A 15,904-nucleotide genomic window follows, 5' to 3' on the forward strand; every position below is an offset into this window, starting at 1 on the left:
CGAGGACCCGATCGCCTGCTCGTTCTCCGGAGTTCGCCTCTGGACGATCCTCGCAGGCCATGACTACCCATGAGGAGGAGATCGAGTACCTCCGTCAGTGGGTCCGGGCGCGGTGGCACAGGCTGGAGCAGCAGTTCCCCTAGCTCAGGAAGGAAGTCCATCGCGAGGGGATGACCCGATCGCCAAGGTCGGTCTGCTGCCCGGGGACCACATCCGCCGTCAGTGCATCCGCGGGACACCCTGTTCCGGTGCGCTCTGCCGAGCGGGCGCATGTGCCTGCGCGTAGTCCCCCATCCCCGCTACGTCCAACATGACGCACGGCTCGTTGCCTACCACCCATGCATCATGTCCCGCCGGGATGGCGACCATCTCCCCGGGTCCCACCTCTGCGCGGACGCCGTCATCCATCACCACGGTCATCCTCCCAGACAGGCAGTAACAGAGATGAGCAGACATGCAGCTCTGCGTCCCAGCAAGGGGCTGGACATCCTTTGACCACTTCCACCCTGGCTCGAAAACCGCCAGTCCAATCACATCTTCATCGAACCGGAGGATGTCGGCATGCCCATGTGAGACGAAGGGCCGCCGCTCATCGGGGCTCGAGAACTTCTTGACCATCAACTTGCTCATGACACCCACCTCCATCGTCGACGGGCAGGTCACGGCACGTCGCCGCGATCCGCTCGCCGCTCCCAATGGAAGCTAGGGATGGCGTGGCACGGCCGGCAGCTCGAGCTGGCGAGATCACAGCCGCATCTCCGCCACTCTGCGCTCGACTGCGAATCAGAACCCAGGCAACTTCAGCTCCGGAGTTCCAGAATGCCCCCGCGACGGGATGGACGCCCCTCCACCTCACGGCCTGCCACGATGACCCCTTGAGCCCCAGGACGGAATCCCTGGAAGACTTCTTCTCGGCTTGCGGTGCCGGATCGTCGGGTTACTCGGCATCTTCGGAGACGCAGAGCTGCTGCGGCTCTCGAGTCTGGAACTCGTCCAGATCCACGAACTCGACGACCCTGGCCTCCCTCTGGAATATCTCCTTCTCTGCGCGAAGCTCGAGGACTTCGGAGCAGCCATGAAGGAGGCACTCCTTCGGCTATCCCCTGACGAACGGGTTTCCATCCTCACCGCGACGGACCTCGCACCTCAACCTCCGGAACTCATGGAGTGGCTGTACGCGCACTGGTACGAGTCCGACCGCCACCTCCTGGAGGAGAAAGAAGACTCCTGGGGCCGCGCACACAATCTCATGACGTTCAGGGTCCCCACTGCCAGCCTGGTATGCGAGCCATCAGGGCCGAGGCGTCGGCCGGCAGTTGATGGAGGAGGCGGCGGCATACAGCCGGCGGGAAGGGCTTGCAGCCCTGACTCTGACGACCTTCCGGGGGGTCCCCTGGAATGAGCCCTTCTACGCCCGCCTCGGCTTCGAGACGCTGGAGGGCGCCGCGATCGGTGAGCGCCTGTCCGCCATCCTGCGGGATGAGGTCCTGAAGGGCCTGCCCGGGGAGCGCCGATGCGCAATGCGCCGTACCGCAGTGCGCGTCGGACAGCTCCATCTCGGCCCCGGTGGAACACGTCCGCGGTGACGTCAGTCCACGATGAAAAGCCTGGCCCCTGTCTCGGTCGACGAGCGGTGGGCCCCGTCGTCATCGGAGACCTGGTAGCTCATCATCGGTCCGAGTTCGAAACGCCGGCCATCCTTCAGCTCTGTGTGCAGCGTCCCCTCGAGCACGAGCAAGATATGTCCGCGGCTGCACCAGTGGTCCGAGACGTACCCGGGAGTGTACTCAACGAGCCGGACCCGGATGTCTCCCGCCTGGAGCGTCCGCCAGAGCGCCTTCCCTGATACCCCCGGATGCTCCGTTGGCTGGATCGTGCTCCAGTCCGTTGTGAAGAAAGGAATGTTCGCGATTTTCATGAGTGGCTATTCCGGGATGGTCAGGAGGCCGTTATTGAAGGAGAGGACATCCCCGGCCGCGGGCTGAGCCGAGAGCGCGGGCAGGTTCGCCTGGACCGTGAGGTCCTCGGGCTTGCCCGTGCTGGAGTTGATGCGACGCGGCGTGGTGTGGACTACCTGGCTCGGAGGCAGCTCGCCGCCTCCCTGGAGCCGCGCGAACATCAGGTCCAGCGCGCGGAAGTAGTAGTAGTCCAGCGGAATGAAGCGCGAGTCGAACCCCGTGTTGGCATTCAGCGAGTCGAGGTGGTGGGCATTCGTCACCTCGTAATAGCGAAGCTGGCTCCCCGTCCCCTCGAGCTTCTGGTTCAGCGCGTAGTACGGCCGCGAGGCGTGATTCAGAGGGAGGAAACCATCGCTGCGGCCCGTGACGATGATGGCCGGCTTGCCGTGCAGGTCCCCCGTGGAGAGCGTCTGGGAGATACCAGCCTGAACCGCCTCGTACTGAGCTCGCGTGACGGTATACGCGCCCAGCGTCGCGGGCTGGGTGGACAGGGGCACGCCGTCCAGCGGATTCACTCCCGTGGCGAGAGCCCGCCAACAGAGCGCTCCATCGAGGTTCAGGTCATTGCGGCTGGTGATGCGGGAAGTCACCAGGTTGGCGGTGTTGTCAGCCACCGGGCCGTTGGCGCCCAGGTTGTAGACGAGGTTGATACCCGCGTTCGCCGGTTGCCCGTTGCTGAGCGCGGCGAGCGACGCGAGCCGTGAAGCAGAGGTCGCCACGGGCTGGCCCGTGGTGGCATCCGTGGAGGCGAAGCTGAAGCCACACAGATTGTCCTCCACTCCGAAGCGGCCAAACTGGTTCGCATAGGTGACGAGGATGCCCTGGGGCACGAGCAGCGCGTAGTGCGCGGGCTGGAGCACGTTCTGCTCGGGGAGGATGCCCGCTGCGTTGATACGTACCTGGGCCGCCTGGGCCCGCTCCTCGACCGTGCTGCTGCCCGTGAGGCCCGGCAACAACCCCAGCTCGACCAGGGACTGGCACCTCGCCTCACCGGCCTGCTGACTCACGGAGTTCAATGGAGCCGAGGCCGCCAGCGCAGCCGCGCGGCTCGCACAGGGTTGATACAGGCTCACCAGACTGGCGAGTTCCAACAGGCTCCGGCTGTGCTCCTGGAACTCCGTCCCCGAGCCCTGGCGAAGGCGAAGGCTGGCGTCGAAGACGGGCTGCACGTTGGGCTCGCCCGCGACCACGCCGTCAATCAACCCCGAGGTGTCTGCCTCCGCAGCCCGGAGGCTGGCTCCTCCGCCGTTGGAGACACTCGTGGCGATGACGAGCGTGTTCTCCGCCGTGAAGGTGGCGGGAATGGCTCCATCCGGCAGCGGGGCGTTGAACTGCCGGTTCAGCACATGGAGCGCGTACTCGACGGACTGCAGGACATGCCTGCCCCAGGAAGCCTGGGGGTTCTGCCGGGAGTGGGCGTGCTGGGTGGCGATCCGGTTCGGTAAGGTGGAGTTGTACGCGAGCCGCTTCTCCTCCGAGAGCGCCACCTGGAAGGTGGCCTCGGAAGCTTGCGTCTTCAGATCGCGGGTCAAGCCATCCAGACCGTATCCGGTATTCGTCTCCAGGTCCTGGTACCCCGTGCCGCCCCCCTTGTCGGTATAGGCGACGGCACAGCCCCGCTTCAGTCCCCAGTCACCCGCGGTGCCAATGGCGCCGTAGAGACCGCGCGAGCCGGAGCTAGGCGCCGCGACGATACAGGGCCGCTGCGCATCGAACGAGCGGGGCACCTGCACCATGAGCCCTACCCGTTGGCCCCCTTCCTCACTGGCGAAGGCGAGATACTCCATGCCAGGAATCTTCCCCGGCAGGGAAGTGGCGCTGCCATCCGGCGTGACATTGGGCCCGAAGAGGCGGCCGTACCCTCCACCGCTCGTGATGTCCACGAGGCCTCGGTAGTTGTTGTAGACGGTGTTGGCGCGAAGCTCCCGCCAGGTGGGATGATTGGGATCCGCGTAGCCAGGAGCCGCTCCGGCGATCCCGTTCGCGCCAAGCCCCGAGGTGAGCAGGTCGGGCTGATTGTCCCCGTCGGTGCCGGGATATTCCTGGGTGAGCTCACTGCCCGGCACGATGAAGCTCGGAAGCACGCTCGTGGGAGGAGGCTGAGGCTCGGGCTCGGACTCGTCACACGCCGTGGAGCCCAATCCCCAGGCCGCGCTCATGATGACGGCAAGAAGCTTCCTTCTCATTGGCTTTCCTTTGGAAATTACAGGTCGTCACAGCTCTCGGGCTGCACCACAGGGAACTCATCCTCCTGCGAGGAGTGCACGAAGAGCCCCTGGAACGAGTCGGATTCCGAGTAGACCCAGGTCGCCAAACGCTTGTCCTCGCGCGAGAGCGCATGCTTGAGCGTCCCACCCATCAACATCCGGAAGAGGGTCGTGCCGTGGTCCATCTCGATGCTTGCCACGTCGTAGTCGTTTTCGTCCTGGCCGAACTCGAGGTGGATCCGCACTCGCCCATCGGTTTCGTCGACCCGGACCTGCCTCGGGCTCCCACCGCAAGAGTGCTGGATGACGAGCTCTTGCGACTTTCGCGTCAGCTGGGTCCAGGTGCCCAGCAACTGCCGGGCCATCAGCACCTCTCCCGGTGTGAGCACCGCTTGGAACTTCGAGAGCCGCTCCGACGTCTTCGCCGGGTGGGCATCTGGGAGCTTCTCCAGTGCGCCCTTCAAGGTGTCGGAAGGGGCATACCGGCTCTGTAAGAAGACCTGGATGTCGAACGCCTTGGCATCCCCCTCGATCGTTCCCGCTCGAACCCAGAGCTGCGGAGGCTGACTCCTGTCGAGCTCTGCGCTCACGAACAGGTTCTTCCCCACGCTCTCCACATTGCGGATATCGACGTGATGCCAGGGACCTGATGGCCCGACCTCGAGCGCTTTCTTGAGGCAGGTCTCCGTCGAGCTCTCGCCTTCGCACCCCGCGGAGAGGCGCACCTGGGGGAGTGCTTCTCTTTTTCCGGCGAGCAGTTTTTCGAGCTGAACCCGCTCCTGCTCCGCGAACAGGTTCCAGAGCAGAGTCCTGGCTCCCGCGTGCCCAGGCTCGAGCGCCGTGGCTCGCAGCGCCGCGTCAAAGCGATTCTTCAGAGGCTGCTTCGGGTCCTCGGCCGTCGCCAGCAACGGCTCGACGGTGGGGCGATCGGCGGACAGCAGCTCCGACTTCGCCCAGCCGTGGCTGTCACCGCAGCCGATGCGCCACCAGCCGGAGCTCGCCTTCTCCTCGACGACGCACTCGGTGCCCATGGGCGCCTTCCCGAGCACGTTGGCGGTCGCGGAGGCCGACTCCCGAAGGTTGACGAGCGACCCGGAGATGAACACCCGCTCCCGGGTGTCAGGAGGGGAACTGGCTCCAGGCTTGCTGGCGGATGCATCTCCAGACGCCGGACCCTGGGAGAACCATCTCGCTCCCACAACGAGCCCCAGGACACCGGCGCCCACCACCAGGATGAGGACGAGGGTCTTACCTGCGCCGCGTGTTGCTGATTCGCCCATGCCCTGGAGCATGGCACAACCGGAAAGGACTTCCGCTCAGAAGGAGGCGTCGAACTGGAGACGGGCCTGGTGCCGCGGATCGCCGCCGATGGATCCGAAGATGTAGAAGTAGTCGGCTTGCACCTTGAAGGCGTGACCATTCAAGTAGAGGTTGAGGCCACCTCCGAGCTGCTTGCCTTGCGTCTGCGCGAGCTGCACCAACTGCGGGTCCGTGGCGCCCCGGGAGAAGAGCTTGTCCCAGCGCGCGGTCACCTCCAACTGGGAGTTCAACAGCAGACCGGCCTGCACGAAGTAGCCATGGCCCGAGCGGGTCGGCTCGCGCGTGACGGTTGTGTTGGTCTGCTTCTCCAGCACGTCCTTGCTGGCCTTCCGCCACAGGCCCTCGGCCAACAGGGAGAAGCCTCGGTACTTGAACACCACATCCGCGGCGAGGTGCGTGTAGTTGACCGTTCCAGCGGTGAAGGCCGTTCCAAACGTGCTCTGGCTGCGCGAGGTCCGGTAGTTGTAGGCACCCGCCACGCCCAGAGCCAGCCGAGGCTTGGTCCCACGGGTCAAGTCTCCCTCTTGATCGTCGTCGAACGCGCCGAAGGGCCGCAGCGTGAGCCGAAGTGTGGTGATGGGTCCAGCGGCATACGCCGTGAACCGGTTGCGCCCATCCCCGCCCCCGAGGAAGAACTGATAGCCGAGCAGCTCGTGGAGCCCGAAGAGGTTGTTGGACGAGAGCATGATGCCCACGTCGCGATCGAGGTTGAGTTCGCGCACCGCCAGTTGCCGGTCGACGAACTGCAGCGCGAACTCGCGGATGGTGCGGGCCCGATCGAAGGGCACGAAGAACTGCCCGACGCGGATGTTCAGATCCCGGTAGCGGGTGTAATCCACGTAGGCGTCGAAGATAGGCGAGCTGCTGCCCGTCTCGAAGTCGTTGCCGCCGAAGGCCAACTGAACGGTGTAGCGGATATCCGGCGACAGGACATTTCCGGCCACGGAGAGGCGCAGCGTCCGGACGTTGATCTCGCTGGTGTCACTGTCGCCGAAGTGGACGTACGTCTCCCGGAGCTGGATTCGCGCCCGGACTCCCAAGGAGTACTTTCCGTCCGCGGTCTTCACCACGATGCCCTTCCCAGGCTCCGCGGTGACGGTGGGCGGTGGATTGGCAGGGGCCGGAGAGGCAGGAGCGCTCGCGGGGGGCGGTACCTCCGGCGGCGCGGGCGGCGCGGGCGGCGTCACGGACTCGGTGGCCGGTACCGAGGGCTCACCCGGCTTCGAGTCCGCCGGAGGCACGGCAGCCTCCTGGGCCCAGGCAACGGTCCCGAATCCCAGCCACAATGCGAAGAACAGGTTGAAAGCGCGCGCGAGGCGCAAGGCGACATGTGAAGGCATGAGAAATTTCTCAGAGCATGGCTGATGCGAGGGGGGCTGCTGGCTGCTCTGGCACGGGATTCGTGGTGGAGCGGCGGCTCACGGATGACACGCAGAGGAGCGACAACAGCGGCGACAGGCCTTCATCATTCGGCCGTCCAATATAACGGACGCTCCCTGGGGGAGCAATGGCGAAAGCATCCGCTATCACGGATGCGGGCAGTTCTTTCGGCTTCCCCTCAGTTACGCCCGCCAGGGTGGAGGCTAGAAGTCGACCTGGAGCCCCGCTCCCGCCTGCCTCGGAGTCACCACACATGACAAACCTGCTTCGATTCACCCTGTTGGGGTGGATGCTGTGTACCGCTTCCCCCGCGATCGCCGCTCCCTACTGGGGCACCTTCCAGACCGATGCGTGCACGGGCCTGGGCCTGCGCCAGAAGTCCGCCATCCTCTGGGGCATTCCCTCGGGCGTCTCGTGGGAGACCACCTGCGCGAACACGGGCGCCACCATCGACGGGCGCGCGTATGCGAAGCCCAACCGCTGCGTGAACACCGGCACCAACATGTGGGGCCAGTTCGATGTCACGGACACGAGCTGCAAGCCCAATTGGGGCACCCTCCAGAAGGATCGGTGCACGGACTCGGGCCGGCGCCAATACTCGGCGCAACTGCTGAACGTGCCGCCCAACACCTCCTGGGAGACCGCGTGCCAGGCCACCGGCGCCACCGTGGGAGGCTATGCCTTCCTGCGCCCCACCCGCTGCGTGAACAAGGGCACTTCCGGCATGTGGGGCGAGTTCGAGGTGAATGACACCACATGCAACCCGGTGACGGAGTGCACCGCCACTCCACCCACGGGCACTTTCACCAAGACAGGCAACACCGGCGCGGTGAGCTGCGATGCCTTCTGCGCCAACCGTGACTCCAGTTGGGGCCAGCGTGGCGCGTGCGTGAAGGGTCAGGTCACCAGCGGCCCGCACGCGGGCTCCTGTCTGTCCTGCGATGATGTGGCCGCGGACCAGGGAGACACCGCCGTCACCTGTTACTGCAAGGCCCCCGCGAAGGGCTTCGCGGATCTGCACTCGCACCAGTTCGCCAACCTGGCCTTCGGAGGCAAGGCCTTCTTCGGCAAGGCCTACGGTCCCCTGTCCACCGCGCTGCCCTGGTGCGACAGCGTCCACGGGCCTGGGGGCACGCGAGACTCCTTCGGCAGCATCATGGCCACCCTCGGCTACGGCACCGGTGGCGCGGGACACCTGGTGGGCGGCTACCCGCAGTACGACGGCTGGCCGCGCTGGAACAGCTACACACACCAGTCCATGTATGAGGACTGGCTCTACCGCGCCGTGCAAGGCGGCCTGCGGCTGATGGTGATGCTGGCCGTCAACAACCAGGACCTGCTCGGCTTCCCCATCTACGCGGAGAAGGCGCCGGGCCGCACGGGCGAGGACATGGAGGCGGTGGATCTGCAGATCGCCGAGGCCTACAACATGCAGAGCTACATCGACTCGAAGGCTGGCGGCACGGGGCTGGGCTGGTACCGCATCGTGAAGTCGCCCGCGGAGGCTCGCGCCGTCATTGCCCAGGGCAAGTTGGCGGTGGTGCTGGGCGCGGAGGTGGACTACCTCTTCGACTGCCGCCGCAACGGCTCGTGCACGGCCGCGTATGTGGAGTCGCGGTTGGACTACTACCAGTCGCTGGGCCTGCGCCACTTCTTCCCCGTCCACTTCAAGCAGAACGCCTTCGGCGGCTCGGCGCTCATCAACCTCATCACCGAAGGCGACTCGCGTGACTGCTCTCAGGAGGGCTACGAGTACAAGCGGGACGTCACCAAGGCTCCCATCTGCGGCGCGCAGGGGCTCACGAGCCTGGGCCGCACGCTGGTGCGAGGAATGATGCGCCGGAAGATGATCATCGACATCGACCACATGTCGAAGCTGGCTTTCGACGACACGCTGGGGATGGTGGAGCCCTACGGCTATCCGGTGGTGAGCGGCCACACCACGCTGTTTGACACGGCTCGCGCCGGCAAGCGTCACGAGGGCAGCCTCAAGGCCGCGCAGGTCCAGCGCATCCGCAACGTGGGAGGCATGGTGTCGCTCATCGTGGAGCAGGGCTCGCGAGACGAGGTGCCCACCTGGCGCGGCACGGGCCAGCCGGTGGTGGAGCACCAGTGCGGCAACACCTCGCAGAGCTGGGCGCAGGCGTATCTCTATCTGACGCAGCAGCAGAGTGGGATGGCGGTGGGCTTGGGCACGGACTTCAACGGCCTGGCAGGCCTGCCGGGCCCGCGTTTCGGCGGCGAGGCATGCCACGGCGGCAGCTCCGCCCAGCAGGTGGCCCGCACGCGCTACCCGCTGAGCATCGCGGTGGAGAACAGCCCCACGAAGCTGGAGCGCAGTGTGGTGGGCAGCAAGACCTTCGACATCAACGAGGATGGTCTTGCGCACGTCGGCATGCTCCCGGACCTCATCGCAGACCTGCACCGCCAGGGACTGCGCAGCCAGGACCTGGATCCCCTGATGAACTCAGCCGAAGGGTACATCCAGGTCTGGGAGCGCGCTGAGGCCAAGGGCCCCACCGTGCCGTAGCTCCAGGCAACGAAATCCTGGGAGCCCAGGAAGGCCTGGGCTCCCCCAAGCGATGGCAGAGCCGAAGTTGGAAGCTCACCCTGCCGTGGAGTTTTTGGGGGCTCAATGCAATCCCAGCGTTGACGGCTCGAGGACGGTTCGTACGGCCGGCACCTCGAGCTGGCGCGATGGAACGAATGGCTCGACCCGGATGCCATTGAGGAAGCGCCGCTTCACCTCGGACAGATGCGACACCTTCCGTGCCTCGCCATCTCCGAGCGCGATGAGATCGTCGATCGTCCGTGCGTCATCGAGAGAGAATCGTCCGGGACTGACCACCTGATCAATGCGATGCACTCTGCATCCCGTCAGCAATTGCGCCTGGGCCAGCGCCGCCTCCGATTGCCCCCGCATCAGGAGCTCGATGAGCGAAGTGCTCCAGCCGATGACGCCGGCACGGCGGCGGCGCGGCGAAACGCTGAACGGCTCCCCGAGGGTCCCGACGCTGAGCACATCGATCTGATCCACCGGAATCCCAAGGAAGTGCACCGCCTCGACCAAGCCCACCATGACGGGGCAGTTGGCCCATACACCGCCATCGATGTAGCTGGAGCCCGGGTGCTCGGCAAAAGTGCAAGGAGGGAAGTACGTGGGGGCCGCTGAGGTAGCCAGGGCACACTCCACCGCGCTCGCCTGATAGTCGCTGGTGAGACGCTCATTGTGAGCGGTCTTGAGCAGGTAGATGCGACCACCGATGGCGTCATATGTGGGGATGACCAGGAGGCAGCGCGCCTCGCCGAGCCACATGTTCTTGAATACCGAGCGCAGCGCAGCCGCGAGCATCTCTTGTGACCGCTTCGGCGCGAACAGTTGCCGGACCTTGTCGCGCGTGCGCTGCACGAGCCCCGTGCCCGGAAAGATGTCGAGTCCCTTTTCCCGGTAGAAGTCACGAATGGTCGCCGCCGGCAGGCCTAGCGCGAGGCCCAGAGCGATGATCCCACCAGTCGACGTGCCGGTGATGAGATCAAAGTGGTCCACCAGAGCATGACCTATCTCCCTCTCAAGAACGGTCAACACAGAAGCCGAAAACGCTCCTCGGATTCCTCCTCCATCAAGACTCAGGATGCGGAAACGATTCATCGCGTGCCCCCTGCGCGTGCGAGCATCAGACGCCTCTCTTCTAGAGGAAGATTGTCCCTGAAGACCTCCCATGGGATTGAGGGGAGGAGCGTCGCCTGAACTGTCGCACCCCTGCCAATGAGTTCTCTCCGTGAGACGGCCAGGATGCGGACAGGGGCCCCGGAGGGACGATGTTCGATGTATTCCTTTGCCATAGCAGCCAGGACAAGCCTGTCGTCGAAGCGCTCGCCTGGAAGCTGAAGTCTGAGACGAAGCTCCAGCCCTTCCTCGACAAGTGGTCACTGGTACCGGGCGAAGCGTGGCAGCCCAGCTTGGAGGATGCGCTCACGGAGAGCCAGTCGGTGGCCGTCTTCTTCGGCCCCCAGGGTTTAAGTCCCTGGAGCCATGAGGAGATGCGATTGGCCCTTGCCAGTGCTGTGCGGACAAGGGACGAGTATCGGGTCATCCCCGTCCTGCTCCCCGGGGCCCGGCGCGAAGATGTGACAGGATTCCTGGCTCAGCGCACCTGGGTCGACTTCCGCAACGGCCTGGATGACACCGTGGCATTCAAGCGATTGGTCGCCGGCATCCAAGGCCAGGCCCCCGAGCACGATACCTACCAACTCCCGGACGAGCCGGCGCCCTACCGGGGCCTGCTCCCCTTCGAGAGCGAGCATGCCCGCTTCTTCTTTGGTCGCGAGCGCGAAATCCAGACGGTGCTCGACAAGCTCGGCCAAAACCCCTTTGTCGCGGTGGTGGGGGCTTCGGGGGTAGGCAAGTCCTCGCTCGTGCTGAGCGGAGTCCTGCCCCGGCTGGAGCGACCCGGATCGGGATTCAGTCCTCGGCTCTGGATCCGGAGGATGACTCCGGGAGACCGGCCGCTGCGGGCACTGGCGAATCAGCTCGCCACGAGGGCTCCCCCCGAGAGCCGGTTGGCCACCGCGGAGTGGCTCGTCCATCAGATGACCTCTTCGGCGAAGGGCTTCAGGACGGCGGTGGCCACACTGACGGCCGATCAACCGGGGCCCTTTGTGCTCGTGGTAGACCAGTTCGAGGAGCTCTTCACCTATGGGGAGGCTGGGATGCCCTCGAAGGGAGCGGCGGCATTCCTCGCCAACCTGCGAGACGCAGTGGAGCAGGGCTGCGGCATGCTGCGCATCCTGATCACCCTGCGCGCGGACTTCTTCGAGCGGTGTCTGGCACTACCGCCCCTCCGAGAACTCCTGCAAGACCATCAGGTGCTGCTGGGCACCATGGGAGATGAGGCGCTGCGGGATGCCATCGTCTGTCCGGCTCAAGTGGTGGGGGCCTTCCTGGAAAAAGGACTGGTGAGCGCCATCCTCAAGGACCTGGTCCATGGACTGGGGACCCTGCCACTGCTGGAACATGCCCTCTACGAGCTATGGCGAGCGCGCAACGGGGTCTGGCTGACGCTGTCCGCATATGAGGCGAGCGGAGGAGTGACCGGAGCGCTCCAGCGGCGTGCGCAATCCACCTATGAGACGCTGCGGCCCGAGGAACAGGACCTTGCGCGCAAGATCTTCCTCCGGCTGACGGCGCTGGGCGAGGGCACGCCTGACACGAGCCGGCGTATCGCTCGGGGCGAGCTGGTCTTTCCGGGGACCGCTCCCGAGCAGGTGGAGCATGTGCTGCGGGTACTTTCAGGGCCCAAGGCACGGTTGCTCGTCGCTGGCGAAAAAACGGTGGAGGTGGCGCACGAGGTGCTCATTCTGGAGTGGAACACGCTGCGAAGCTGGGTGCGCGTGAACCGTCGGGAGTTCCAGATCCACCAGCGCTTGACGGAAGCGGCCAACGAATGGGCGACGCACCGGCGAGATACCAGCTACCTGTACACCGGCTCCCGGCTGCTGGAGGCCGAGGAACTCTTCGCCCTGGAACTCACCTCGCGGAAACCTGCGAGGTTGAACCAGCGGGAGCATGACTTCCTGGTTGCGAGCCTGGAACACCGGGACGAGCAGAAGCGATCGGAGAAGCACCGTTTCCATGAGGAGCTGGAGCGCGCGCGGCAGCTCACGAGAACCGAATCGGAGAGGGCCCGCGCGGCCCGGAGGGCGACCCAGCGCCTGCGGATGCTGGTGGTGGTGCTCCTCCTGGCCTCTACGGGCATCCTCATCTTCCTGGGCATGGCCCGGCATCAGCAGAGGCTGGCGTTGTCACGCGAGCTGACATTGAACGCACTGGAGAACCTCGAGAACGACCCACAGCTCAGCCTCCTGCTCACCCAGCAAGCCGGGCGCCTGGCCATGACTGATCAAGTTGCTGAAGCATTGGCTGCATGGCGGAGCAAACCCGGCAGGATGATTCTGCGAGGGCACAAATTGGGCATGACCTCCGCCAGCTTCAGCCCTGATGGCACGACGATCGTCACCTCCAGTGACGACGGCACGGCCCGCCTCTGGGACATGGCCACCGGCCAGTCCATCGCTGTCCTCTCCAAGCATGACGGGACGGTGATGTCCGCCGATTTCAGTCCTGATGGCACGAAGGTCGTCACCGCAGGAAGTGACGGCACGGCACTGCTCTGGGACGTGGCCACGGACCAGCCCACCACCGTTCTCTCCGGGCATCAGGGGGCGGTGGTATCCGCCAGCTTCAGCCCCGATGGCACGAAAATCGTCACCGCAGGAAACGACGGTACGGCGCGCCTCTGGGACGTGGCCACAGGGCAGTCCACCGCCGTTCTCTCCGGGCATCGGGGGCCGGTGTTGTCCGCCAACTTCAGCTCCGATGGCATGAAGATCGTCACCGCGGGTGCCGATGGCACGGCGCGCCTCTGGGACGTGGCCACCCGCAAGCCTTTTGCCGTCATCTCCGGGCATGCAGGGGTGAGATTGAATTCTGCCAGCTTCAGCCCCGATGGCGCGACGCTCGTCACCGCTGGAAGCGATGGCCTGGCACGCCTCTGGGATGTAGCCACCGGCCGATCCACTGCCGTCCTCTCCAAGCATCAAGGGTTCGTGGCGTCGGCCAGTTTCAGCCCCGATGGCACGAAGGTCGTCACGGCTGGAAACGATGGTATGGCGCGCCTCTGGGACGTGGCCACCAGCCAGCCCACCGCCGTCCTTTCCGGGCACCAGGGGCCAGTGATGTCCGCCCATTTCAGCCCTAATGGCACAACGATCGTTACAGCCGGTTTCGATTGCACGGCGCGTCTCTGGGATGTGGCCACCGACAAGTCCATGACGGTCCTTTCAGGGCATGACGGGACGCTGATGTCTGCCAGTTTCAGCCCCGATGGCGCGACGCTCGTCACCGCTGGAAACGATGGCACGGCACGCCTCTGGGACGCGGCCACCGGTCAGTCCCTCGCCGTATTCTCCGGGAATCAGGAGCCGGTGATGTCCGCCAGCTTCAGCCCCGATGGCACGAAGATCGTCACCGCTGGAAACGACGGTACGGCGCGCCTCTGGCACACGGCTACCCGCAGGCCTCTCGCTGTCCTCTCCGGGCACCAGGGGTGGATATGGTCTGCGAGCTTCAGCCCTGATGGCACGAGGGTCGTCACCGCGGGATCCGATGGCACGACGCGCCTCTGGGACGTGACCACGGGCCAACCCACGGCAGTCTTCTTCGGACACCAGGGACCCGTGCTCTCCGCCAACTTCAGCTCCGATGGGACGAGGATTGTGACCGCTGGCTTCGACGGCACGGCACGCCTCTGGGACGTGGCAACCCGCAGGACTCTGGCGGTGCTCTCCGAAGACGAAGGGCTGTTGACTTCCGCCAGCTTCAGCCCGGACAACACGAAGATCGTTACCTCCGGTGATGAGGGCACGGCACGCCTCTGGAACGTGGCCACTGGCAAGTCCACCCCCATTCACTCTGGACACAAAGGGATGTTGGCGTCTGCCAGCTTCAGTCCCGATGGCACGAAGATCGTCACTGCAGGTTTTGATGGCACGGCGCGCCTCTGGGAGGTCACCACGGGCAGGCTCATCTCTGTCCTCTTCGAGCACCAGGGGTCCGTGATATCTGCCAGCTTCAGTCCCGATGGTACGAAGATCGTCACCGCAGGCTCTGATGGCACAGCCTATATCTGGTCAGAAAGGCTCTGGGCACCTTTCGAGGATCAGCTCGCGAGCCTGGATGCAGGACGGAGCCTGACCCCCGAGGAGTGCTGGAAGTATCTCCACACCCGGCGGGCCTCCTGCTTCTCCAGCCCTCAAGAGAGAAGCACCTCTGCCGTTGCTCGTCCCATGCATCGCACCGAGTAGCTGTTGAGAAGGAAAGGAGAGACAGAGCGCCGTCCTGAAGAGGCTCTGGACGGACAGCGCTCTGGCCCCTCACATCAGATCCCCTGGAAGATGTAGTCGGCAGCCCCGCTCATCCTGGGGCTATACAGCGAGGGAGAGAGCTCGACCGGAAGCTCCGTGTTCAGCTTCTCCTCGCCCACTTCGCCGCGGAGCGGCGCCAGCGGGGTGGTGACAGTCAGGTTGAAGGCACCACCGTTGTTGCTCTCATTGCTCTCCGCGACCACGCCATCCTCATCCGCGATCAGCAGGATGGTGTAGTTGCCCGGCGTAATGGAGGAGGAGAACGTGATGGGCGTGGGAGGAAGCGAGAAGGTCCCCGCCCCCGCCGAAATGGAAATCCCACCAATGTAGGCCAGCGGCGAATAGCTGGCATCGGCCAGGTAGACCCCTACCGTCGACCCGCTGCTCGCGGGACATTGCGTGTACAGGTCGAACGAGATGTTGGTGGTGCCTCCCGGCTGGATCGAGGTCGGGCTGATCGTTCCCGCCGTGAAGTAGAAGTCAGGCAGCTTGGTGGTGCCCATCGAGGACGTCGAGGAAGAGACGATGTTGCCAAAGTCCACCCGGCCCAGGACGTACCAGGTTGTCGGTTGGCACGCCGCAGCGATGGCCTGCCACAGCGAATAGGTATTCGACGGCAAGCCTGACGCGGAGATGAAGCGCGTCTGCGTGCCCGGCGGCGGGCTATAGAGCCCGGAGCCGCTGGAGTTGAGCAGGATCTGGTACGAGGCCAATTGATAGACGCCCGTGCTCCCCGTCGGGCTGGTCGACATGTAGAAGGTGACCTGGGCGGACGCCAGCCCCACCTTGCTCCCAAGCATGGTGTAGTTGATGGTGAACCCGCTGCTGATCGGGTTCGCCACAGTCGAGGGAACGCTCACGGTGCTCATCTGGACCTGTGCCAGAGCTGAATTGGCTGCAAGGAGGAACAGCACCAGGAACGGCGCAGTGACTTTCATTTTCAGGGGCTCCAAACCCTATACAAACGCTCGAGATTGAGCGTTGCCTTCATTTCAGAGACGAGGAACCCAATGCAAGCCCTACCGCATTCCCTGCTCAAAGTCAGGCATGCCGCCGCACTGCGGCAGGACAGCATGAACCCAGACGAGGGAAAGAATTCTCGTTTTCTCTAGCACC

11 protein-coding genes are annotated in these 15,904 nt (G+C 65.0%); 4 read left to right on the forward strand and 7 right to left on the reverse strand.

The features are described from left to right. Positions 1-219: 219 nt before the first annotated feature. Positions 220-630 carry a cupin domain-containing protein gene (locus tag KY501_RS17195; RefSeq protein WP_224364242.1) on the reverse strand — a complete coding sequence of 137 codons (411 nt, stop codon included), beginning with the start codon at positions 628-630 and terminating at the stop codon, positions 220-222. A 286-nt stretch (positions 631-916) separates the two neighbouring features. Here KY501_RS17195 and KY501_RS17200 point away from each other — a divergent pair, with 286 nt between their 5' ends. After that, positions 917-1,402, forward strand: a complete 486-nt coding sequence (locus KY501_RS17200) for a hypothetical protein (protein WP_224364360.1) — start codon at positions 917-919, stop codon at positions 1,400-1,402. Beyond that, entirely contained in the window at positions 1,320-1,586 is a 267-nt protein-coding gene (locus tag KY501_RS54305; RefSeq protein WP_373691614.1) for a GNAT family N-acetyltransferase, read from the forward strand. The genes KY501_RS17200 and KY501_RS54305 overlap by 83 nt, the downstream gene beginning before the upstream one ends. A 2-nt stretch (positions 1,587-1,588) precedes the next feature. On the opposite strand, the gene KY501_RS17210 is transcribed toward KY501_RS54305, so the two are convergent. Genes KY501_RS17210 through KY501_RS17225 form a run of 4 tightly spaced genes read right to left on the reverse strand, consistent with a single transcriptional unit; the run spans position 1,589 to position 6,825 of the window. Further along, positions 1,589-1,918, reverse strand: coding sequence for a DHCW motif cupin fold protein (locus KY501_RS17210; protein WP_224364246.1), 330 nt, complete (start codon positions 1,916-1,918; stop codon positions 1,589-1,591). A 6-nt stretch (positions 1,919-1,924) separates the two neighbouring features. Beyond that, on the reverse strand, positions 1,925-4,144 hold the full coding sequence (locus KY501_RS17215; protein ID WP_224364248.1) for a 3-hydroxybutyrate oligomer hydrolase family protein: 2,220 nt from the start codon (positions 4,142-4,144) through the stop codon (positions 1,925-1,927). Positions 4,145-4,161: 17 nt separating this feature from the next. Continuing rightward, on the reverse strand, positions 4,162-5,445 hold the full coding sequence (locus tag KY501_RS17220; RefSeq protein WP_224364251.1) for an SH3 domain-containing protein: 1,284 nt from the start codon (positions 5,443-5,445) through the stop codon (positions 4,162-4,164). 36 nt (positions 5,446-5,481) lie between these two features. After that, the gene (locus KY501_RS17225) at positions 5,482-6,825 is read right to left on the reverse strand and encodes a porin (RefSeq protein WP_224364253.1); all 1,344 of its coding nucleotides are present in this window, start codon (positions 6,823-6,825) and stop codon (positions 5,482-5,484) included. A 293-nt stretch (positions 6,826-7,118) separates the two neighbouring features. Here KY501_RS17225 and KY501_RS17230 point away from each other — a divergent pair, with 293 nt between their 5' ends. Continuing rightward, positions 7,119-9,395: a membrane dipeptidase gene (locus KY501_RS17230; RefSeq protein ID WP_224364255.1), complete on the forward strand. Its 2,277-nt coding sequence runs from the start codon at positions 7,119-7,121 to the stop codon at positions 9,393-9,395. Positions 9,396-9,497: 102 nt separating this feature from the next. Here the strand turns inward: KY501_RS17230 and KY501_RS17235 are convergent, their stop codons facing one another. Then, positions 9,498-10,514: a CBASS cGAMP-activated phospholipase gene (locus KY501_RS17235; RefSeq protein WP_224364257.1), complete on the reverse strand. Its 1,017-nt coding sequence runs from the start codon at positions 10,512-10,514 to the stop codon at positions 9,498-9,500. A 170-nt stretch (positions 10,515-10,684) separates the two neighbouring features. Here KY501_RS17235 and KY501_RS17240 point away from each other — a divergent pair, with 170 nt between their 5' ends. Then, positions 10,685-14,728 carry an nSTAND1 domain-containing NTPase gene (locus tag KY501_RS17240; protein WP_224364259.1) on the forward strand — a complete coding sequence of 1,348 codons (4,044 nt, stop codon included), beginning with the start codon at positions 10,685-10,687 and terminating at the stop codon, positions 14,726-14,728. A gap of 74 nt (positions 14,729-14,802) precedes the next feature. Here KY501_RS17240 and KY501_RS17245 read toward each other — a convergent pair whose 3' ends face one another. Next, positions 14,803-15,726, reverse strand: a complete 924-nt coding sequence (locus tag KY501_RS17245; protein ID WP_224364261.1) for a CARDB domain-containing protein — start codon at positions 15,724-15,726, stop codon at positions 14,803-14,805. Positions 15,727-15,904: the final 178 nt, after the last annotated feature.

It is taken from the genome of Hyalangium versicolor (genome assembly GCF_020103695.1).
GTDB lineage: Bacteria > Myxococcota > Myxococcia > Myxococcales > Myxococcaceae > Hyalangium > Hyalangium versicolor.